Genomic DNA, 20,526 nt, shown 5'->3' with positions numbered 1-20,526 from the left:
GTGAGAGTGACAACGAAGGACCGGGTCGGTGAGGCCGCAAGCCGGGTGGGGCAAGGATCCACGAGGTGAGCGAGCCGTCCGTCGCGGGCGCGGGCGCGGTCCGAAGAATCACCCCCAGTCCTGGAGGGACCACTTCACATGGCCAAGATCATCGCGTTCGACGAGGAGGCGCGGCGCGGCCTTGAGCGCGGTATGAACCAGCTCGCCGACGCCGTCAAGGTCACCCTCGGCCCCAAGGGCCGCAACGTCGTCCTTGAGAAGAAGTGGGGCGCCCCCACGATCACCAACGATGGTGTCTCCATCGCCAAGGAGATCGAGCTCGAAGACCCGTACGAGAAGATCGGCGCCGAGCTGGTCAAGGAAGTAGCCAAGAAGACGGACGACGTCGCCGGTGACGGCACGACGACGGCTACGGTCCTGGCCCAGGCGCTGGTCAAGGAGGGTCTGCGGAACGTCGCCGCGGGCGCCAACCCGATGGCCCTCAAGCGCGGTATCGAGAAGGCCGTCGAGGCCGTCTCCGGTGCGCTGCTCGACCAGGCCAAGGAGGTCGAGACCAAGGAGCAGATCGCCTCCACCGCCTCCATCTCCGCCGCCGACACCCAGATCGGCGAGCTGATCGCCGAGGCCATGGACAAGGTCGGCAAGGAAGGCGTCATCACCGTCGAGGAGTCCCAGACCTTCGGTCTGGAGCTCGAACTGACGGAGGGCATGCGCTTCGACAAGGGCTACATCTCCGCCTACTTCGCCACCGACATGGAGCGCATGGAGGCGTCGCTGGAGGACCCGTACATCCTCATCGCGAACTCCAAGATCTCCAACGTCAAGGACCTGCTCCCGCTCCTGGAGAAGGTCATGCAGTCGGGCAAGCCGCTGCTGATCATCGCCGAGGACGTCGAGGGCGAGGCCCTGTCGACCCTGGTCGTCAACAAGATCCGCGGCACCTTCAAGTCCGTCGCCGTCAAGGCCCCGGGCTTCGGTGACCGCCGCAAGGCGATGCTGAACGACATCGCCATCCTCACCGGCGGCGAGGTGATCTCCGAGGAGGTCGGCCTCAAGCTGGAGAACACGACCCTGGACCTGCTCGGCCGGGCCCGCAAGGTCGTCATCACCAAGGACGAGACCACGATCGTCGACGGCGCCGGGTCCTCGGACCAGGTCGCCGGCCGGGTCAACCAGATCCGCGCCGAGATCGAGAACTCCGACTCCGACTACGACCGCGAGAAGCTCCAGGAGCGCCTGGCGAAGCTCGCGGGCGGCGTGGCCGTCATCAAGGCCGGTGCCGCGACCGAGGTCGAGCTGAAGGAGCGCAAGCACCGCATCGAGGACGCCGTGCGCAACGCCAAGGCGGCCGTCGAGGAGGGCATCGTCGCCGGTGGTGGCGTGGCGCTGCTCCAGGCTTCCTCGGTCTTCGAGAAGCTGGAGCTGGAGGGTGACGAGGCGACCGGCGCGGCTGCGGTCAAGCTCGCGCTGGAGGCTCCGCTGAAGCAGATCTCCGTCAACGCCGGTCTTGAGGGCGGCGTCGTGGTGGAGAAGGTCCGCAACCTCACCCCGGGTCACGGCCTCAACGCCGCGACCGGTGACTACGTGGACATGATCGCCGAGGGCATCATCGACCCGGCGAAGGTGACGCGCTCCGCGCTCCAGAACGCCGCGTCGATCGCCGCGCTGTTCCTGACCACGGAGGCCGTCATCGCCGACAAGCCGGAGAAGGCCGCCGCGCCTGCCGGTGGCGGGATGCCGGGTGGTGACATGGACTTCTGATCGGCTGCTGTCGATCACGTCCTTTCGTTCGAGGGCGGTGCTTCCGGGAGACCGGGGGTGCCGCCCTTGGGTGTTTCCCGGGGCGCCTAGGGGGGAGGGGGTGCGGGATTCGGGGGCGGGTGCGGGTGGGTGGTCGCTTTTCGCGCAGTTCCCCGCGCCCCTGAAAGACAGGGCGTGAGCGCCGGGTCTTTTCAGGGGCGCGGGGAACTGCGCGAGCGGCCCCCACCGGGCCCGCACCCGAAAACCCGTCCGGCACATTCCCTCGGCAAACCCTGTCAATTCGGCTGCCCCCGGAGGGGGATTCCTGTTCATACGCCGCACGCCGGGGCGGGGGCGTCGCTAGCGTGCCGCCATGCGGATCCTCCATCTGTCCGACACTCATATCGAGCGGACCGCCGGACCCAACCGGCACGGCGTCGACGCCACCGAATCGCTGCGGCTGATGCTGGGCGAGCTGCGACATCAGCGCGGGGTCGACGCGATCATGGTCACCGGGGACATCGCCGACGACGGCACGGCGGAGTCGTACACCGTGGCCAGGGAGCTGATCGGGGGGTTCGCGGCGCAGCTCGGGGTGCCGTTGTTCTTCACCACCGGCGACCACGACGACCGCGCCGCCTTCGGGAAGGTGCTCGGCAGCGGGCATCTCGCGGTCGACGGCTCGGACGGTGCCAAAACGGTCCTCTCCTCCGCCGAGGGCGAGAAGGCCGCGGTCAGTGTGGTGCGCGGCTACCGGTTCATCACCATGGACTCCCTCGTCCCCGGCCAGGTCTACGGCGGTCTCAGCGACGCTCAGTTGGACTGGCTGAACGATCTGCTGCGCACCACCGCCGAGCGCGGCACGATCGTCGCCTTCCACCATCCGCCGATCGCCATGGACGTCGACAACCAGCGCGCCTTCGGGCTGCGCAATCCGCGCTCGCTGGCGGAGGTGCTGCGCGGCAGCGATGTCCGGGTGGTGCTGACCGGGCACTTCCATCTCCAGCTCCTCGGGCTGCTCGCCTCGATCCCGGTCTGGGTCGGCCCGGCGGTGGTCCACCGCGTCGACCTCACCGCCCGCCCCGGCGCCGAGCGGGCCGTGCGGGGGGCGTCCGCGTCGGTGGTCGATGTCGGCGGGGCAGCGGGGCCGCTCTTCCACACCCTGCACGCCCGTGACCCCCGGGCCCACGAGACCGTCTACGAGCTGGACGAGGACCAGGTGCTGGATGCCATCGAGGCGCGGGGCTGGGTGCGGTAGCCCCCTGTGGCGCCGCCCGCTGAGCTGTGTTTCTTGAGTAACTCAAGCAAGAGAATTATCGTTGCCTCGGTCAATGGTCTGGTGATGTCCCGACGGAGGCTCCGACATGTCCCACTCGCTCGCCCCCACCCCCGCGACCGGGGGCGCGGCACCGCCGCGGAGCCAGGCCGTCGTCGTGGTCCTCGCCTTCAGCGGGATCGTCGTCGCGCTGATGCAGACCCTGGTCATCCCGATCGTCCCGGAGCTGCCGAAGCTGCTGGACGCGAACGCGTCCGACGCCGCCTGGGCCGTCACCGCGACCCTGCTCGCGGCGGCCGTGGCCACCCCGGTGATGGGGCGGCTCGGGGACATGTACGGCAAGCGGCGGATGCTGCTGGTCTCCGTCGCCCTGCTGGTCGCCGGGTCGGTCGTCGCCGCGCTCAGTGACACGCTGGCCCCGATGGTCGTGGGCCGGGTGCTCCAGGGGCTGGCCTCCGGGGTGATCCCGCTCGGCATCAGCATCATGCGCGACGAACTGCCCGCCGAGCGGCTCGCCTCGGCCACCGCCATGATGAGCGCCTCGCTCGGCGTCGGCGGCGCCCTCGGACTGCCCGCCGCCGCCCTGATCGCCGACAACTTCGACTGGCACACCCTGTTCTGGACCTCCGCCGCGCTCGGCGTGGTCGCCGGGGCGCTGGTGCTCGCCCTCGTCCCGGAGTCGCGGGTGCGCACGGGCGGGCGGTTCGACGTGCTCGGTGCCGTCGGGGTCGCGGTGGGGCTGGTCTGTCTGCTGCTCGCGGTGTCCAAGGGCGCCGACTGGGGCTGGACCAGCGGCACCACCCTGGGTCTGTTCGCCGCCGCCGTGCTGGTGCTGCTGGTGTGGGGCGGCTACGAGCTGCGCACCCGGGAGCCGCTGGTCGATCTGCGCACCACCGTCCGCCGCCAGGTGCTGGTCACCAACCTCGCCTCGATCGCGGTCGGCTTCGCCATGTTCGCCATGTCCCTGGTGATGCCGCAGCTCCTCCAGATGCCGGCCGCGACCGGCTACGGCCTCGGGCAGTCCATGCTGGCCGCCGGGCTGGTGATGGCGCCCTCCGGGCTGGTGATGATGGCCACCGCGCCCGTCTCCGCCCTGGTCACCAAGGCCAGGGGGCCCAAGACGACCCTGATGATCGGCGCCCTGATCGTGGCCGCCGGATACGGGCTGTGCATCGCCCTGATGTCCGAGGTCTGGCACTTCGTGCTGGTGTCCTGTGTCATCGGCGCCGGGATCGGCTTCACCTACGGCTCGATGCCCGCGCTGATCATGGGGGCCGTGGAGCCGTCCGAGACCGCCGCCGCCAACAGCCTCAACACGCTGATGCGCTCCATCGGCACCTCTTTCGCCAGCGCGCTCGCCGGGGTGATCCTGGCCCAGATGACCACGTCGTTCGGGTCGGTCGCGCTGCCCTCGCGGGACGGCTTCCGTACGGTGCTCGCGGTCGGCGCGGGCGCGGCGCTGCTGGCGTTCGCGGTCGCCGCGTTCCTGCCCGGCAGGCGGGTGGAGGCGGCGGACGCGGTGGGGGCCGGGACACTGCGGGCGGCCTCGGCTGAGGACGCGGCGGGCGCGGAGGCCGTCCGCGAGGGGTGACCGGCGGCCACGGGTTGCCCAGCGGCGCGGCCGGGATCCGGTCGGCGGGCTGCTGGACGCAGTGACCGGCCCTACAGGTTCCCCAGCGGCTCGATGTCCGTGCGGACCGGGGTGCCCCAGACCCGGAGCACCTCGTAGTCGGTGAACTCGTGGACCAGGCGGTAGGCCGCCGCCGGGCGGGAGCCGCGGCGCTGGGCGGCGAGATACAGCTCCGCCTCGTGCCGGTCGCGGCGCGGGGTGCCGCACAACTGCCACTCCTGGCCGTTCCACAGCTCCGGCAGCCAGCGCTGCTGGGGCTGCGGCCGGTCGCCGCGCACCCCGTAGCGGGAGGGGGCCTGGGCGGGGGGTCCCGCCGGTCCCGCCGGGCCGTTGAACTCCGCGCGGCGGGCCGCCCGGCGCCGGGTCTCGCACAGCAGGCACAGATCCGGCGCGCTCTCGTCGACCGGGCCGCCCGGGTGCTCGGCGCAGCGGGTGGTCGGCGCCGCCGTGCTGACGCCCTCCTCCAGCAGGTCCAGGGCGCGGCGCAGATCGACGCGGATCTCGTGCAGCTTGGCGTCCGGGGTCGTCCCGGTCAGGGCTTCGCCGTGCTCGCCGACGAGTCGGAGGGCACGGCCCAGGGCGGTGAGCTGGGCGTGGTTCATGGGTCCAGTGTCGTATGCCGCAGGCCGAAGGCGTAGGTGGCGAGGAAACCGGCCGCGTAACCGGTGGCCAGGCCGCCCGCGTACACCGCCGCCGTCGCCCCGAGGCCGCGGTTCCCGGCCAGCAGGGGGAAGAGGGCCCAGCCGGACGGGCCGATCGCGGTCGCCCCGACCCTCACCCCGAGCATCGCGAACACCCCGATGAACGCCCCGCCCGCCGCCCCGCCCACGCACGCCGTCAGGAACGGGCGGCCGAGGGGGAGGGAGACGCCGTAGATCAGCGGTTCGCCGACGCCGAGGAGTCCGGCCGGGAGCGCCGATCTGATCGTCGTCCGCACGGAGGTGTCGGCGCGCAGGCGGGCGTAGACGGCCGCCGCGGCGCCGACCTGGCCGGCGCCCGCCATGGCGAGGAGGGGGAGGAGGACGGTGTAGCCCTGCTGTTCGATCAGGGTGGCGTGGACCGGGATCAGGGCCTGGTGCAGGCCCAGCATCACCAGGGGGAGGAAGAGCCCGCCGAGGACGAGTCCGGCGAGGGCGCCGGTGGTGCTCAGCAGCCAGTCGGTGGCGGTGCCGAGGGCGGCGGCGACGGCCCCGGCCGCGTACATCAGGCCGTAGAGGGTGGCCAGGCCCGCGATCAGGACGGTGAGGGTGGGGGTGAGCAGGACATCGAGCGCGGCCGGGATCCGGCCCCGGCACGCCTTCTCCACGACGGTGCCGAGCAGCGCGGCGGCGAGGGCGCCGAGGACGCCGCCCTGGCCGGGGGCGAGGGTCACACCGAAGGCGGTCACCTGGGCGACCCCGGGGTACACCACCACCGCCGCGACCGCGCCCCCGAGGATCGGGGTGCCGCCGAACTCCTTCGCGGTGTGGTAGCCGACGAAGACCGCGATCAGCGCCATGAAGGCGGAGGCGACGGCGGTCAGCGCCGGGGTCACCCCGGGCAGCCACCCGGCGTTGCGCAGCAGCCCGGCCAGCCCGGCGAGGATGCCGCAGCCGATGAGGGCGGGGATCAGCGGGACGAAGATGTTCGCGATCCGGCGCAGGGCGGTCTTGGCGGGGGTGGCGTTGCGCGCCCGGCGCCCGGCGCGGATCCGCTCGCCGCGGGCGGAGAGGTCGGCGGCGGTGGGGGTACCGGCGGCGGTGGGGGTACCGGGGGCGGTGGAGGTGCCGGGGGCGGATAGATCGGCGGCGGTGGCCGTCCTCATCCGGGTCTCGAACTCCGCCGTCACCCGGGCGACGACCCCCGGCCCCAGCACGATCTGGTACGAGTCCCCGTCGGTGACGGTGCCGAGGACGCCGGGCAGCGCGCGCAGCGCGGGCTCGTCGGCCAGCGCGGGATCGGCGAGGCCGAGGCGCAGCCGGGTCATGCAGTGGGCGACGGAGGTGATGTTCGCCGGGCCGCCGAGGAGGGGGAGGAGGGCGGCGGCGAGCGCGGCGGGGCCGGTCGTTGAAGGGCCAGCCGCTGAAGGGCCGGTCTCTGAGGGGTCGGTGGCGGAGGGGTCGGTACGCACCTCCCGAGGGTGCGGGTCAGGGGGCGGCGGCGGCGAGCGCGGCGCGCAGATGGCCGCCGGACTCCTCCAGAAGGCGGGCGGCGGTGGGGCCGTCCACCCCGGCGAGGATGGTCAGGACGGCGTCCTTGACCTCGCCGTCGGTGGCGGTGAGCGCCCGCTCGATCTCGTCGTCGCGGGCGCCGGTGGCCAGGGCGACGATCCGGTGCGAGCGGGCGCGCAGCTTCTCGTTGGAGGCGCGCACGTCCACCATCAGATTCCCGTAGGTCTTGCCCAGCCGGATCATCGTGATCGTCGAGAACATGTTGAGGACCAGTTTCTGGGCGGTGCCCGCCTTCAGCCGGGTGGAGCCGGTGAGGAGTTCGGGTCCGACGACCACCTCGATGCCGTGCTCGGCGGCGGCGGCCAGCGCGCTGCCCGGGTTGCAGGACAGCCCGACGGTCAGCGCGCCCAGGGCACGGGCGTGCCCGACCGCCCCGAGGGCGTACGGGGTGCGGCCGGAGGCGGAGACGCCGACGACCGTGTCGGCCGGGGTCGGCCTGAGCGCGTCCAGGTCGGCGCGGGCCAGCTCGGGGGAGTCCTCGGCGCCCTCGACCGAGGTCACCATGGCGTCCGGGCCGCCAGCGATCAGCCCGACGACCTGGCCGGGGTCGGTGTTGAAGGTGGGCGGGCACTCGGAGGCGTCCAGCACCCCGAGCCGTCCGGCGGTCCCGGCCCCGGCGTAGATCAGCCGCCCGCCGCGGCCCATCCGGTCGGCCACGGCGTCGATGGCGGCGGCGATCCGGGGGAGCTGACGGGCGACGGCGGCGGCGACGGTGGCGTCCTCGCCGTTCATCAGGGTGGCGAGGGCGAGGGTGTCGAGCCGGTCGATCCCGGCCAGCTCCGGCCGGAACGCCTCGGTGGTCAGGGACTCCAACTCGGTGCGGAGCGTGTGGGGTCGGGAGGTGGGGGTCATGGTGGCGGGGGCTCTTTCGGCGAGTTGTGGGCCATCGGCGAGTTGTGGGCCATGGACGGGTTCCGGGCGTCGTCCCGGTTCTGGGCGTCCCAGTTCCGGGCGTCCCGCTTCTGGGCGTTCCGGGGCACGCCCTAACGGCGGTGGCGGTGGGCCAGGGCCTCGTAGGACGCGGCCAGGGCGGGCGCCGCCGTCTCGTACGTCCGCTGCGCCACGCCGACGAACAGACAGTCCACGACCAGCAACTGTCCGGTCCGGGAGGACATCGCGGCGGGCCGCAGCTCGCTCTCCCGGGCCGTGGAGGTGGTCAGGACGTGGTCGGCGTACTGGGTGACCGGGCCGTCCGGCCGCCCGGTGATGGCCACGGTGGTGGCCCCCCGTTCGAAGGCGACCCGCAGCGGCTCGATGACGTCCCCGGTCGTCCCGGAGTGGGTGATGGCGACGGCGACATCGCCCGCGCGGAGCTGGACGGCGTTGGTGACGGCGAGATGGGGGTCGGAGTGGGCGTGGGCTATGAGCCCTATCCGCAGCAGCTTCTGGGTGAGGTCCTGGGCGACCAGTCCGGACGCGCCGATGCCGTAGACATCGATGCGGCGGGCGGTCGCGGCGGCGGCGACGGCGGCGCCGAGCTGGACGGTGTCCAGTCCGGCGGCGGTGTCGGCGAGGGTCTGCCGCTCGTCGTGGGCGAGTTTGGCGACGACCTCGGCGATGGGGTCGTCCACGGCGATGTCGGTGGTGATCGCGGGGGCGCGGCCGGACTGCTGCTGGGCGGCCAGCCCGGCGAGGGCGAGGCGCAGATCGCGGTAGCCGGGGTAGCCGAGCAGCCGGGCCGTGCGGACCACGGTCGCCTCGCTGGTGCCGGTGAGTTCGGCGAGACCGGTGACCGTGAGGGCGGCGCAGCCGGCCGGGTCCCCGGCGACGGCCTCGGCGACGCGCTGCATGGAGCGGGTCATCGAGGGGCCGAGGGTGCGCACCTTGGCGGCGAGGGCGCCGGGTGCGGGGGAGGCAGGGGCGGTGGGGGAGGTGGGGGAAGCGGGGGTGAAAGTTTCCTTCACGTCCTGGGTCACTCCTGAAAGATATTTTCGGGACGGGGGCGGGTCAAGAGAGCGCGGGGTACGCACAATGGGGGGTATGGCTCCGCACTCAGCATCCCCGCCCCCGTCCCGGCCCGTCAGCCCCCTGGAACAGGCCCTGCACACGGCCCGCGCGCTGGTGCTGGCGGATCTGGCCGCCGGTGAGGTGGCGGACGCGGACGTGGTGTCGCTGGTCGAGGACGCGGTGCGGGAGCGGCGCTGGTGGGTGGAGCAGTGGCCGGACGGGGCCGGATTCGTCGCCGGGCTGGTCGCGCAGGACGTCCAGGACGCGCTGCTGGACCGCTACGGGCGCTGGCCGCTGTGCCCGGTGTGCGCCTCCGGCGACCCGCACGCCCTGGAGATCGAACCGGAGCTGGGCCCCGACCCGCACTGGGTGTGCCACCAGGCGGGGGTGAAGGTCGCGGCGCTGGGCGCGCTGGGACCCGTAGGTGAGTCGGGTGAGTTCGGTGGGTCCGGTGAGTCGGGTGGGGCGGGGTCCGGGGCGTGACGATCTATATCGACCCGCCCACCTGGCCGGGCCACGGTCGCCTCTGGTCGCATCTGATCAGCGACGCCTCCTACGCCGAACTCCATCTCTTCGCGGCCGGGCTGGGCGTCCCGCCCAGGGCCTTCGAACGCGACCACTACGACCTGCCGTCCGAGCGCTACCGGGACGCGGTGCGGGCGGGCGCGCGGGAGGTGAGCAGCCGGGAGGTGGTGCGGCTGCTGACGGGCGCGGGCCTGCGCAGGCCCAAGGGGCGGCGGGGGTGAGCCCTTCCGGTCACCGTCCGCCGCGCAGCTCGTAGGCGAGCAGGGGGGCATCGGTGTCGGCGGGGTCGTCGGCGCGGGTGAAACCGGCGCGGGTGAGGACGGCCTGCGAGGAGAGGTTGTCCGGTTCCACGGTGGCGAACAGGGAGCGGACGCCGGGGCGGGCGAGGGCGTCGGCGGCCAGCGCGCGCAGCGCCTCGGTGGCGTACCCCCGGCCGCGGGCCGCCTCGACCAGGTCGTAGCCGATCTCCACCCGGCCGTCCTCGTCGGGCGCGCCGTGGAAGCCCATGGCGCCGAGCGCCTGTCCGTCGTCGTGCCGGACGAGGACGTACAGCCCGAACCCCGGCCGGTACACCCCCGCCTCGTCCGCCCTGACCAGCATTCCGGCGGCCACCCGGGTGCCCTCGAAGGGCGTGCCCCCGGCCCAGGTGAAGCCGCCGTCGCCGCCGGTGGCGAGGGCGCGGGCGGTGGCGGGGGAGACGGGGTGGAGGGTGAGGCGGGCGGGGGCCGTCGCCGGTTCGGTCATGGGCGGGGTCCTTCCGGGGGGTCGTTGGGAGCGATGGGGGTGAGGAGGTCGATCTCCGCGGCGATGTTGTAGCGGGCGGTGCGCTCCCAGTGCTCGGCGCCGTAGGGGGTGCGGAAGAGGGCCGGGAGGGCGAGGAGGCCGCGGAGGATTTCCGCGCGTCCGGCCCGGAAGCCGTCCGGGGGGACGAAGGCGTACTCCTCGCGGACGGCGGCCGTGTAGGCGGCGTACGCGGACGGGGGCGCGGCCAGGATCGCCAGATCGGCGTCGCACAGGGCCTGTCCGTCGGGGTCGTCCGGGGCCGGGTCGTGACCGGTGGTCAGCCGGACCAGCCGGGCCACCTCGGCGGTCCGCGCCCCGGGGACCCCGGCCTCCGCCAGCGCCCGCTCGGCGAGCCGGGCCGACCGCTCCTCGTTCCCGTCCCGCTCCGGCCGGTACACGGCGTCGTGGAACCAGGCCGCGAGCCGTACGGCGTCCGGATCGGCGGCGTGGCCCGCCAGCACCCCGTCGAGGTGGTCGAGGACCGCGGTGAGGTGGGTGAGGGTGTGGTAGCGGCGCCAGGGTTCGTTCCAGCGGGCGAGCAGGTGATCGGCGTACGGCAGCGGATCGGGTCCGTCCGCCCCGCCGCGGGCCCCGGTGAGGGCGGCGGCGAAACGGGCGCGCAGGGCGTCGGGATCGGCCATGCGGTCATTCTCTCCCTGCCGGGGTGTGCTCTTCGGCTCCGCCCTGTGCCTAGGTTGGGGGCCATGACAGACAAAGGTGTGCACGGTGTGCATGGGGTTCAGGGTGCTGCGGGGGCCGTGGGGGCCGTACGGGATCCGGAGGTGCCGGGGCGGCTGCTGGCGGTGGAGCGGGACGCGCTGGTGCCGCTGCTGCGGGGCCGGGCGGACGCGGACTTCGGGATCCTGACCGAGGCGTGCCCGGAGTGGACGGTCCGGGACGCACTGGCGCATTGCGCCTCGGTGCTGTCCCGGGTGGTGGAGAGCCGGTACGAGAAGGGCGTGTTCTCGCCGTCCGCGAACCAGCGGGACATCGAGGCGCTGTCCCATCTGTCCCCGCAGGGGATCGTGGACGAGCTGGAGCGCGGGATGTCCGAGGCGGGGCCGGTCATCGCGAGGGCGGGCGGGATCCTGGACGGGATTGGCCTCGGGGAGTGGGTGCACGCGGGCGATGTGCGCGAGGCGCTCGGCGAGCCGGGGGCGTACGGGGGCGCCGGGCTGCCGGACGCGCTGACCCTGCTCGCGCAGATCAGCCGGGAGAAGGGCAAGGTCGCGCTGCACGCCGACCTCGACGACCGGGACGAGCCGCTGCTGCTGGGCGAGCCGGACGGACAGCGCCCGCCGGCCCGTTTCCTCGGCGACGCGCCCACCCTCGTCCGGCTGTGCTCGGGGCGGTCGGTGCGGGGGGCGGAGTTCGAACTGATCGGGGCCTCGGCGGCGGAGCTGAACATCTACGGGTGAGCCCGCCCGGCGGACACCCGGGACGGCCGATGGCCGGATGCCGCGCCTCGGTGTGCTGTGCCGCGCCGGGAGGGCGCGGCCGATCGTCCGTTACGCGGCAGAAATCCTTTCGCAGGGCAAAGATTTACGCGTGACAACTGCGACGGAACCGTTCTTGGCCGGGGCCCCTCCTCGCGGCCTGCGGGTTCCCGGCGTACCCTGATATTGGACTAGACCTGTAGTCGCCAGGGGAAACGGGAAGGGGTCCTGATGGTTTCGCGTGCAGTCCTGGAGGTGATCGCGCTCGATCCCGAGGACGCGGTCGCCGCCCAGGCGGGGGGTGCGGACCGGCTGGAGCTGGTCACCGACATGGCCGCCGACGGGCTCACCCCGTCCGCCGACACCTTCGCGGCGATCCGCGCCGCCGTCGATATTCCGCTGCGGGTGATGCTGCGGCTCGCGGGAGGGTTCACCGCGGGGGACACCGGACGGCTGGTGGACGCGGCGCGGCGGATGCGGGGGGCGGGGGCGGAGGAGTTCGTGCTCGGGTTCCTCGATCCGGACGGGGCGCTGGATCTGGGGGCGGTCGAGCAGCTCGTGGGGGAGCTGGACGGCTGTTCCTGGACGTTCCACCGCGCGATCGACCGCGCCGCCGACCGTGACGCGCTGCGCAAGCAGCTCGACGGCCTGCCCGGCCTCGACACCTACCTCACCGCGGGCGCGGCGGGCGGCGTCGACGAGGGCCGCACCACGCTCCTGACGGAGGCGGAACGGCAGGGCGAGCCGGGGTATGAGCAGCAGTTGCTGGTGGGGGGCGGGCTGCGCCTGGACCACGTCCCCGCCCTGCGGGCGGCCGGCATCGACGCCTTCCACATCGGCGGCGCGGCCCGCCCGGAGGGATGGGCGGGGCCGGTGTCCTCGACGGCGGTGGGGGAGTGGAGGGCGGTGCTTGACGGGGGTGTGTAGGCGGTAGGGGGGTGGGGTGGGTGGGGGTGCATGGTCGGGTGCGGGTGCGGGTGGGTGGGGGCTGGGCGCGCAGTTCCCCGCGCCCCTGAAAGCCCTGCCCCACTCCGGCACCGAGTACCCGACCCACCGTCCGGGGGCGCGGGGAAACGCGCACTCCACCCCCCCACCCACCCGCGCTTCACCACGCACCCGTCACCACCCCCTCAGGGGCGCGGGGAACTGCGCACCTCCCACCCACCTGCACCGCACCATGTACCTGCCACCACCCCCCCCCGGGGGGGGCGCGGGGAACTGCGCGACCGGCCACCCCTACCCACCCGCACCCGCCCCCGAAAGCAACAACCCCCGTCACCCCAAAGCCCCCGGCAATGCCCCCCGGTGCGTCACCACCAACCCCGAGACCGCCCGGGTCAACCCCACATACAGCCGCCGCAGCCCCGTCCTCGTGTCCGGCTCCCCCGCCACCACCGCCTGCGGCTCGTCCAAGACCACGTAGTCGTACTCCAGCCCCTTCGCCAACGAGGCCGGGACCAGCGTCAGCCGGGTCTCGCGGGTCGTCTCCTCGCCGGGGTCGAGATACCCGATCCCGGCCGCCCGCAGGGCATCCCCCAGCACCCCCACCCGCGCGTCCGCCGCGATCAGCCCGATCGACCCCTCCCGCCCGAGGGCCTCCCGTACGGCGTCGATCACCCCGGAGTCGTCGACGACCTCCCGCACCTCGAAGACCCCGGGGTTCTCCCGCACCGACTCCACCGGAGCCAGCCCCGGCGCGATGTGCGGCAGCAGCCTGGACGCGTACGCGATGACATCCGTCGGCACCCGGAACCCGGCGGTCAGCTCCTCCACCACCGCGTCGCCCTTCCCCAGATGCCCCAGGGCCTCCGCCCAGCTCCGGGTGGCCCACGGAGTGGTCCCCTGCGCCAGATCCCCCAGCACCGTCGCCGACCCGGTCGTGCAGCGGCGCCCCACCGCCCGGTACTGCATGGGCGACAGATCCTGCGCCTCGTCCAGCACCACATGCCCCAGGGAGTGCGTCCGCTCGATGAGATCCGCGGCCTCGTCGACCAGCACCGCGTCCGCCGCCGACCACTTCGCCGACTTCGCCGACCGCACCGGCCGCGCCCACAGCACCGCCCGCTGCTCCTCCGCCGACAGCACCCCCTCGGCGTGCTCGGCGAGGAACTCCGCGTCGCCGAGCAGCCGCAGCACCAGCTTCGCCGGTTCCACCACCGGCCAGACCGCCTTGACGGCCGCCTTCACCGCGCTGTTGCGGGCCACCGCGTCCTGCACCCGGTCGTCCGGCGCCTCCCCGGACCGCTCCATCTGCACCAGCACCGCGTGCGCGATCCGCTGCGGGAGCGCCTCCCGGGCGGCCCCGTACCGGATGTCCCGCGCCAGCAACTCCCGCACCAACTCCTCCACCTCGTACGCCGGAACCCGCCACCGCCGGGACCCCCGTACCACCACCACCGGCTCCACCGGCATGCTCACGTGCGCGTACAGCGCCCGGCGCAGCACCTCGGCCATCCGGGCGTCACCCTTGACGACGGCCGCCGCGGACTCATCTGTCCCCCGCACCTCCACCCGCGCGACCAGGTCGTCCACGGTGGCCTGCCGTACCGCCAACTCCCCCAGTGCGGGCAGTACTTGCTCGATGTAGTGGAGGAAGGACTGGTTCGGGCCGATCACCAGCGTGCCGGTGCGGGCGAGCCGTTCACGGTGGGCGTACAGCAGATACGCCACCCGGTGCAGCCCGACCGCCGTCTTCCCGGTGCCGGGCCCGCCCTGCACGCACACCGTCCCGCCGAGCCCGGCCCGGACGATCTCGTCCTGCTCGGGCTGGATCGTCGCGACGATGTCCCGCATCGGGCCGACGCGGGGCCGCTCGATCTCCCGCTGGAGCAGCCGACTGGTCCCGGCCGTCTCCGAGGGGTCCCCCGGCTCCGACAGCCGCTCGTCCTCGTACGCGGTCAGCTCACCGCCGGTGAAGCCGAAGCGGCGGCGCAGGGCGATGTCCAGGGGGTCCTTCTTGGACGCCCGGTAGAACGGCTGCGCGACCGGCGCCCGCCAGTCGATGACCATGGGGTCGCCGTCGCCGTCGTGCACATGCCGGCGCCCGATGTAGAAGCGCTCGCCGTCGGCGTCGGGGGCGTGCAGATAGTCGAGGCGGCCGAAGAACAGCGGGGTGCCGGTGAGGTCGGCGAGCGCCTTGACCCGCAGCTCGATCTGGTGGGCGAGCGCCTCCGCGCTGACCCAGTTCGCGGCGACATCGCTGATGTCGAGCGCCTCGGCCTCCTCCCGCATGGCCCGCAGGGCGGCCCGGGAGGAGGAGAGGTGGGCGCGCTCACGGAGGAGGGGGGCGGCGCCAGCGGTGGTGGGGGCGGCGCCGGCGGTGGCGGGGGCGGTGGCGTCGGTGGTGAGGGCGGCGCCACCGGTGGTGGGGGCGGTGGAGTCGGCGGCGGGCGTGGACAAGGGGGTGCCTCCGGAGGGGTGCGTGCGCTGGGTGGGGTACCCGTCGGTACCGGGTGGGGTACCCGTGCGGTACCGGATGGGGTACCGGTGGGGTGGGAGTGCCGTACGGGTGCGGTAGGGGTGCCGTACGGGTGCGAAGCGGGTGCGATGCGGGATACCGACCGGTTTCCGTCCGGTCGGCGGCACTCCGGGAGGGAGGCGGGCAAGAGCGGAGATCCTAGACGAACGGCGGGGGAGCGAGCCACCGATTATCCGCGCGCCGATCACCGGCCCGAGTCACTGGCCCGGGTCACCGGTCCGAGCCACCGGTCCGAGCCACTGGCCCGAGTCACCGGCCCGAGGGGCCCCGCCCCTGGATCCCCTAGGGGACGGGCCGTCCTCCCGGAGGGGTGTACGGCAGGGGTGGGGTCCATCCCGGGGTGGACGGAGGGGGCAGTGGAATTAGCTCCCCAGACCGATGCCGTCTTTACCTCCGGAAACGCACTATGGATACATGAGCGCAGCGACCATCACCCCAGTTCCCGGGCGCCCCGCAGGCGCCACCGCCGTCGCCGGCTCCCACCGGCATCGCATAGGCGAAGCCGTACGTGCCGTACGGGTGTTCGCTGGCGCGGCGTTCGATGTCGTCATCCTCGGCGAGTACGCGGAGGAGGCGGGCGTGCGGCGTCGGTGAGCGTTTGAGTTGATCAACTCGCGCGCCGAGCGGCACGAACGCACCTGGCCGTCAACGCATCCGACCGTCAGGGAGTCCGCCCTGAACGAGTTGCAGTGCGGTGGGGCAAGGGGGAGGGTCGCGCTGTCGTTGGATGAGAACCGATCGCGATGCTGGCCAAAGCTTGCAGGGAGTAGCGTTCTGATTACGACGTCAGAACACAAGGATTCGGCATGCCTTACTCCGCTGACAGGCCCACCGAGAGCGTGGGCACACGCATCCGCGCAATGCGGCTGATCCGCGACTACACGCTCTCCGAACTGGGACGGCTCGCGCATGTGTCCAAGAGCCAGCTCTCCCGAGTCGAGAACGGTGAACAACCGGCAAGCCCTTCTGTGCTGGCCGCCGTTGCCCGCGCGCTGTCCGTGGACATCTCGGTGCTCCACGGTCAGCCGTACATCGAGATCCTTCAGCAGGAGCAACTCGACGCGATGGTGTCCCCGATCGGCAGTGCCCTGGAGGCATGGGACATCGAGCTGGACGATGATCCGGAGCCACGACCCATCGGCACCCTGGAAGCGGAGGTCGGCCGCGTGGTCGGTCTGCGCATGGGTGCGGAGTTCTCGGAGACGGCGAAGATCCTCCCCGGACTGATCACGGAGGTGGCTTCCGCGGCCCGCAGACACGACACCCCGGGGCGTCGGCGCGAAAGCCTGTACGCACTTCAGACCGAGCTCGCGCGGACGGCTGCCGGCGTCGCCTACCGCCTCGGCTACGCCGACCTGGCGCGGCTGGCGGTGGCGCGCATGGGTGCTGCGGCCCGGGAGTCGGGGGACCCCTGCCTCGTCGCCATCGAACGGTTCGAGCGGGCGGCGATCACCCACGGCTCCGCCGGTCGGGCGGACCGAAGCGTTGCCCTGATGCGCCAAGCCCTCCGCGACCTCGACGACGACGGCAGCCAGGCGGTGCGTGCGGTGCGCGGCATCCTCGTGCTGCGGGCAGCCACCTACGCCCGCCGCGCACGGGACACCAGCGCGGCCGACAGTTGGATCGAGCAGGCCGAGGAGATCGCCTCGACCACCGGAGACGTGGATCTCTACGCGCTCTCCTTCGGGCCGCGCTGGGTTCGAATGAGCCGGGTCTCGGACCTGAACGACACCGACGATCACGATGAAGCGCTGCGGCAGGCAAACGGGTTGCGGCTGCCGGACGACTACCCGCCGAACCGGAGAGCGCATTTCTGGATCAACCGCGCGCGGGCGGAAGCATGGACCGCGCGCCACGATGACGCGTTGATGTCGCTGGCGAACGCACGCGATGCCGCCCCGCAGATGACGAGATTCCATCCCGAAGTGCACGAGACAGTGGGGACCTTGCTGCGGGCGCGGACGCGAGCGTCCGAGACCCTGCGCGAGTTCGCGGCGTGGAGCGGCGTCTAGCACAGCCTCTACAGACAGGTCAATGCTCTGCTGTTCCCAACCAGGGGACAGCGGAGCGTTGTTTTATCGGCACGCTGAGTCAGCACAGAGGACCCCCGCGACCGTCCGACCGGCCCGGGGGCGTGGCCAACAGCCTCAGAGGAGCTGATGACAGTGAGCATTATCCACAGCGTCGTTCGACAGGTACGGGGCGTCTTCCTGCCCGGTACGGGCGGTCGGCGGGCAGGCGTCCGACCGGTCCGGGGGAGCGGGGCGCGGCGGCCGACCACCGCTGCCCGGCTCCCCTCACCCCGCTCTCCCCACGGACTCGGTGAGCCTGAGGCGGGTACCGGCGGCTCGGCGCTGATCCGCCCCTCCGTCCCGGCCGCCATCCGCCCTTCCGTCCCGGCCGTAGGCTTCGGCGCCGATTCCCACCGGCACGCCGTCAGCCCCGAGGGTGCGCGGTGAACGCGGGTGTCCCGCCCGACGAGGGCATGTCGCGCGTGACGATCGAGACGTACCGGGTGGGCCCCGACGGCAAGCGGATCAGCCCCATCCGGCGACGCACGTACCGGGGTGTCCCCGGCCCACTGATGCTCGCGTCGCACCGCTGGCCCCCCTGCCGCTGCCCGCGCTGCCGGACGGGCGACGGACGGCCCGACGTCCCGTAGCCGCACCCTCACACCCCCCTGCCTGGGCCCGGCCCTCGCTCACGCATCCACCGAGCGCCGAGCCCGGCGGGGCATGCCCGCGTCTGGTCCCCCAACGGCTCCCTCGCCGCCCGGCTCCCCGTCCAGGGGGAACGGGAATCTAGGTGCGGAAGGCCACGCCGAGTGCGAATCCGCAGGAGCCGCTCAGTACCGCGATGAGGAGCGGCCCGGTGAACGCGGCGGCAACGGCCCACAGCCGCTTGTGCGACATCCCGTGAGTTCCCCTGAGCTCTGCCGACTCCCTGGGCCCGTGGCCGGGGGTTTTTCCTCCTTCGTGTGCTCTGGTGGCCTGTGACGTAACTTCGGAATTCCCAGCCCGCCTTTCCTACGGCCAGGCCCGCGCGCTGCTCGACCAGCACACCGCGCACGCCGGGCCGGGCACCGGCTGGAACCTGCACGAGTACCGCCACTCCCGCTTGACCCACCTCGGCGAGCAGGGCGCCTCCGAGCTGATGCTGATGGCCAAGTCCCGGCACAAGAAGGCCGAGAACGTCCGCCGGTACTTCAAACCCTCGGCGGGCCGCCATCGCGGACGTCACCGCTCTGCTCGCGCCCGGGGACGCCCGCCGCTGACCCGCCCGCGGAGCGGTGCGCGCTGGTGTGCGCTCCGGCGCGCTCCCCGGCAGGGCTGTTCGTCCTGGTGGCGGGGCTGGTGAACTGGTTCACGGCCAGGCCCTGCGGTGCACCGCCCTTCACGCCGACACCGGCTACCCGGTGACGGGCCACGGGCTGGCCGGAGGAGCGTGAACGTCGTGCGGTTGCCCCCTGACCCCCTGACCCCCTGGACCTGCGGGACGTGCGTCGCCGTGTCGATGCGGTGCTGTAGGAGTTCCTCGACCACCAGGCCCTCCCCGGTCGTCCAGGCCCGCGCGTCCAGGAAAAGTCCGGCAGCGGCCCGGAGGGGCGGGCGTCCAGCCGGTGCGCCGCGGTCGACGGACTGCCCGGCACCGGCCCCTGGGTCACTCGGCCGGTGCGGGGGCCGAAGGGCCCGGTCGCTCAGGTTCCGCCGGGTTTGCCCGTCGAGACCAGCAGGAGGACGGACGAACCCGGTGCCACCGGTTCTGCGCCGCCCCGGGGCTGACTGCTGATCACCTGCCCGGCGGGAGCGTTCCAGTCCGTGTGCCGCATGATCGTGCAGCTCAGTCCGAGTCCGCGCAGCAGGCTTCCGGCCTGTTCGACCGGCATGCCGGCCAGGTCCGGCAGCGCGATGCCCGCTCCCACGGTCTGCTCCTGCTCCTGTGTCGGAGTCGCATCGGCGCTTCCGCTCTTGGGGGTGCCGGTGGCGAGCGGGGTGCACGCGCCGTTCGCCGGTGGGGACAGGGACAGGGACGGGGACGGGGAGGCGCCGGGCGCGGGCGGCACGGGCTTCAGCGCGAGGAACCCCACCGTGGCGCCCGCCAGCACGCAGCACGCCGCAGCGGCGCCGAGGAGCGCCCGGCGGGTGCGGCTGCGGCTGACGGCTCGCTCGATCGCGGCCGCGTCGACGACCGGCGCCGTCGGCCCGTCGGCGAAGGAGGCCACCGCGGCACGCAGCTCGGCTTCGAGGCCCGGCTCGAACGGGGCCGGTCCGGACGACGTGTTCCTCACTTCGTACCTCCGAAAGCGGCCGACGGCGTGTGCGGCGCCTGGGCGCCCGATACGGAATCGCGCAGCTTGGCCAGGCCGCGGGCGAGCTGGGACCTCACCGCACTCGAAGAGATGTCCAGGACGTCGGCGACCTGCCGGGCGTCCAGATCGTGCAGGTAGTACAGGACCACCACGCTGCGCATGCCCATCGGCAGCCCGAGCAGTGCCTCGATCAGTTCCGCGCGCAGATCCACCTGCCCGAACCGGTCCCGGGGGTCGGCCGTCTCGGGCACCCCCGACAGCCCGGGGCGCTCGCCCCGGCGCGACAGCCGCCGCCAGCGGTCGTTGGCCAGGTTGACCAGCACTTTGCGCACGTACGCCTCCGGCGAGTCCGCCACCGCGACCTTCCCCCACTGCCGGCACGCCCGCTCCAGCGCCTCCTGCACCAGATCCTCGGCCACGTGCACGTCACCGGTCAGCGCATACGCGGTGCGGAACAACGCTCCCGACCGCTGTGCGACGAACTCCGTGAATCCGATGCCCGGACCGCTCCTGCGAAACCTCACCCGCCGACCTCCTCTCCTCGTCCCGTCCCGATCACTGCCCCCATGACGGCGGAACGGGGCCGAGTGCTGCACCGAGCCGCCGGCAGTGACGTGAATCACAGCCGGGACGGAAAGGTGTCCCAGGACCTCGCGCCGCTGCCGCCCGGGGTGCGGGCGGGGCCCCGCAAAGCGGAGGGCCGCCGGGCGGGCGGCCCGCAGTCGGCCGAGCCGTCAGAAACTCGACCGGCACCCCGGACCTCCAGGCACCATCGCCGCAGCCCTCCAGACCCAGGCCGGGAGGCAGGCATGAAACGCAAGGTCGGCTACACGTGGCGGCTTCGCGACGTCATGGCCCAGCACCGGATCTTCACGGCCACCGAACTCGTGCCGCTGCTGCACGAACGCGGCATCGAGCTGTCCGCCTCCCAGGTCCACCGCCTGGTCTCCGGCACCCCCGAACGCCTCTCGTTGCAGGTCATGGCCGCGCTCTGCGACATCCTGTCCTGCACCCCGGCCGACCTGGTGGCCACCACCGCCGAGAACGTCGGCATCCGCAAGACCGCCACTGGCGACCTGCCTACCCCGCCCGCGAACGTCGCGAAGCTCTTAGGTCGCTCCGCATCAGCAGACGTACGTCCCCCGCCCCGAAGGTGCAGGGCGGGCGAACGGGTAAGGCCGAGTTGGTCGGG

The 20,526-nt window shown here is 73.1% G+C and carries 18 protein-coding genes and 3 pseudogenes; 12 read left to right on the top strand and 9 right to left on the bottom strand.

The features are described from left to right. Positions 1-138: 138 nt before the first annotated feature. The 3 genes from groL to AB0O01_RS08205 all read left to right on the top strand — a co-directional run bounded on the left by groL (position 139) and on the right by AB0O01_RS08205 (position 4,607). Positions 139-1,761: a chaperonin GroEL gene (gene groL, locus AB0O01_RS08215; protein ID WP_365311648.1), complete on the top strand. Its 1,623-nt coding sequence runs from the start codon at positions 139-141 to the stop codon at positions 1,759-1,761. A 352-nt stretch (positions 1,762-2,113) separates the two neighbouring features. Next, positions 2,114-2,998, top strand: a complete 885-nt coding sequence (locus AB0O01_RS08210; RefSeq protein ID WP_365311647.1) for a metallophosphoesterase — start codon at positions 2,114-2,116, stop codon at positions 2,996-2,998. A gap of 106 nt (positions 2,999-3,104) precedes the next feature. After that, a complete protein-coding gene (locus AB0O01_RS08205; protein WP_365311646.1) occupies positions 3,105-4,607 on the top strand; it encodes an MFS transporter in 1,503 nt (500 codons plus the stop codon). A 71-nt stretch (positions 4,608-4,678) separates the two neighbouring features. On the opposite strand, the gene AB0O01_RS08200 is transcribed toward AB0O01_RS08205, so the two are convergent. The 4 genes from AB0O01_RS08200 to AB0O01_RS08185 all read right to left on the bottom strand — a co-directional run bounded on the left by AB0O01_RS08200 (position 4,679) and on the right by AB0O01_RS08185 (position 8,760). Beyond that, on the bottom strand, positions 4,679-5,248 hold the full coding sequence (locus tag AB0O01_RS08200; RefSeq protein WP_365311645.1) for a hypothetical protein: 570 nt from the start codon (positions 5,246-5,248) through the stop codon (positions 4,679-4,681). Then, positions 5,245-6,633, bottom strand: a complete 1,389-nt coding sequence (locus AB0O01_RS08195; RefSeq protein ID WP_365311792.1) for a PTS transporter subunit EIIC — start codon at positions 6,631-6,633, stop codon at positions 5,245-5,247. The genes AB0O01_RS08200 and AB0O01_RS08195 overlap by 4 nt, the downstream gene beginning before the upstream one ends. Before the next feature lie 139 nt (positions 6,634-6,772). After that, positions 6,773-7,708 (bottom strand): N-acetylmuramic acid 6-phosphate etherase, encoded by a 936-nt coding sequence (murQ, locus tag AB0O01_RS08190; protein ID WP_365311644.1) that lies wholly within the window; start codon positions 7,706-7,708, stop codon positions 6,773-6,775. 131 nt (positions 7,709-7,839) lie between these two features. Continuing rightward, complete coding sequence (locus AB0O01_RS08185; RefSeq protein WP_365311643.1) at positions 7,840-8,760, bottom strand: MurR/RpiR family transcriptional regulator; 921 nt, start codon at positions 8,758-8,760, stop codon at positions 7,840-7,842. 76 nt (positions 8,761-8,836) lie between these two features. Here AB0O01_RS08185 and AB0O01_RS08180 point away from each other — a divergent pair, with 76 nt between their 5' ends. Both AB0O01_RS08180 and AB0O01_RS08175 read left to right on the top strand, forming a co-directional pair. After that, complete coding sequence (locus AB0O01_RS08180) at positions 8,837-9,286, top strand: hypothetical protein (RefSeq protein WP_365311642.1); 450 nt, start codon at positions 8,837-8,839, stop codon at positions 9,284-9,286. Continuing rightward, positions 9,283-9,549, top strand: coding sequence for a DUF4031 domain-containing protein (locus AB0O01_RS08175; protein ID WP_365311641.1), 267 nt, complete (start codon positions 9,283-9,285; stop codon positions 9,547-9,549). The genes AB0O01_RS08180 and AB0O01_RS08175 overlap by 4 nt, the downstream gene beginning before the upstream one ends. Positions 9,550-9,559: 10 nt before the next feature. Here AB0O01_RS08175 and AB0O01_RS08170 read toward each other — a convergent pair. Both AB0O01_RS08170 and AB0O01_RS08165 read right to left on the bottom strand, forming a co-directional pair. Continuing rightward, positions 9,560-10,048, bottom strand: a pseudogene (locus tag AB0O01_RS08170) (GNAT family N-acetyltransferase); the annotation flags it as partial. Between the two features lie 20 nt (positions 10,049-10,068). After that, the gene (locus AB0O01_RS08165) at positions 10,069-10,752 is read right to left on the bottom strand and encodes a hypothetical protein (RefSeq protein WP_365311640.1); all 684 of its coding nucleotides are present in this window, start codon (positions 10,750-10,752) and stop codon (positions 10,069-10,071) included. A gap of 117 nt (positions 10,753-10,869) precedes the next feature. On the opposite strand from AB0O01_RS08165, the gene AB0O01_RS08160 reads away from it, so the two are divergent. Both AB0O01_RS08160 and AB0O01_RS08155 read left to right on the top strand, forming a co-directional pair. After that, positions 10,870-11,529 carry a maleylpyruvate isomerase family mycothiol-dependent enzyme gene (locus AB0O01_RS08160; RefSeq protein WP_365311639.1) on the top strand — a complete coding sequence of 220 codons (660 nt, stop codon included), beginning with the start codon at positions 10,870-10,872 and terminating at the stop codon, positions 11,527-11,529. A gap of 249 nt (positions 11,530-11,778) precedes the next feature. After that, complete coding sequence (locus tag AB0O01_RS08155; protein ID WP_365311638.1) at positions 11,779-12,474, top strand: copper homeostasis protein CutC; 696 nt, start codon at positions 11,779-11,781, stop codon at positions 12,472-12,474. Between the two features lie 348 nt (positions 12,475-12,822). Here AB0O01_RS08155 and AB0O01_RS08150 read toward each other — a convergent pair whose 3' ends face one another. Beyond that, entirely contained in the window at positions 12,823-14,946 is a 2,124-nt protein-coding gene (locus AB0O01_RS08150) for a UvrD-helicase domain-containing protein (protein WP_365311637.1), read from the bottom strand. Between the two features lie 493 nt (positions 14,947-15,439). Here AB0O01_RS08150 and AB0O01_RS08145 point away from each other — a divergent pair, with 493 nt between their 5' ends. From AB0O01_RS08145 to AB0O01_RS08130, 4 genes and pseudogenes are all read left to right on the top strand, one after another. Next, complete coding sequence (locus tag AB0O01_RS08145; RefSeq protein ID WP_355734267.1) at positions 15,440-15,619, top strand: hypothetical protein; 180 nt, start codon at positions 15,440-15,442, stop codon at positions 15,617-15,619. Between the two features lie 212 nt (positions 15,620-15,831). Next, on the top strand, positions 15,832-17,037 hold the full coding sequence (locus tag AB0O01_RS08140; RefSeq protein WP_365311636.1) for a helix-turn-helix transcriptional regulator: 1,206 nt from the start codon (positions 15,832-15,834) through the stop codon (positions 17,035-17,037). Between the two features lie 443 nt (positions 17,038-17,480). Then, positions 17,481-17,687 carry a hypothetical protein gene (locus AB0O01_RS08135; protein WP_365311635.1) on the top strand — a complete coding sequence of 69 codons (207 nt, stop codon included), beginning with the start codon at positions 17,481-17,483 and terminating at the stop codon, positions 17,685-17,687. 353 nt (positions 17,688-18,040) lie between these two features. Then, positions 18,041-18,299 (top strand): annotated as a pseudogene (locus AB0O01_RS08130) (site-specific integrase); the annotation flags it as partial. A 423-nt stretch (positions 18,300-18,722) separates the two neighbouring features. Here AB0O01_RS08130 and AB0O01_RS08125 read toward each other — a convergent pair. Both AB0O01_RS08125 and AB0O01_RS08120 read right to left on the bottom strand, forming a co-directional pair. Continuing rightward, positions 18,723-19,313, bottom strand: coding sequence for a PASTA domain-containing protein (locus tag AB0O01_RS08125; RefSeq protein WP_365311634.1), 591 nt, complete (start codon positions 19,311-19,313; stop codon positions 18,723-18,725). Continuing rightward, complete coding sequence (locus tag AB0O01_RS08120; RefSeq protein ID WP_365311791.1) at positions 19,310-19,831, bottom strand: SigE family RNA polymerase sigma factor; 522 nt, start codon at positions 19,829-19,831, stop codon at positions 19,310-19,312. Before AB0O01_RS08120 ends, AB0O01_RS08125 begins: the two co-directional genes overlap by 4 nt. A gap of 69 nt (positions 19,832-19,900) precedes the next feature. On the opposite strand from AB0O01_RS08120, the pseudogene AB0O01_RS08115 reads away from it, so the two are divergent. Continuing rightward, positions 19,901-20,359, top strand: a pseudogene (locus AB0O01_RS08115) (helix-turn-helix transcriptional regulator); the annotation flags it as partial. Between the last annotated feature and the right edge of the window lie 167 nt (positions 20,360-20,526).

It is taken from the genome of Streptomyces sp. NPDC093252, assembly GCF_040683675.1.
GTDB lineage: Bacteria > Actinomycetota > Actinomycetes > Streptomycetales > Streptomycetaceae > Streptomyces.
This window is presented reverse-complemented; position numbering and strand designations above follow the sequence as displayed.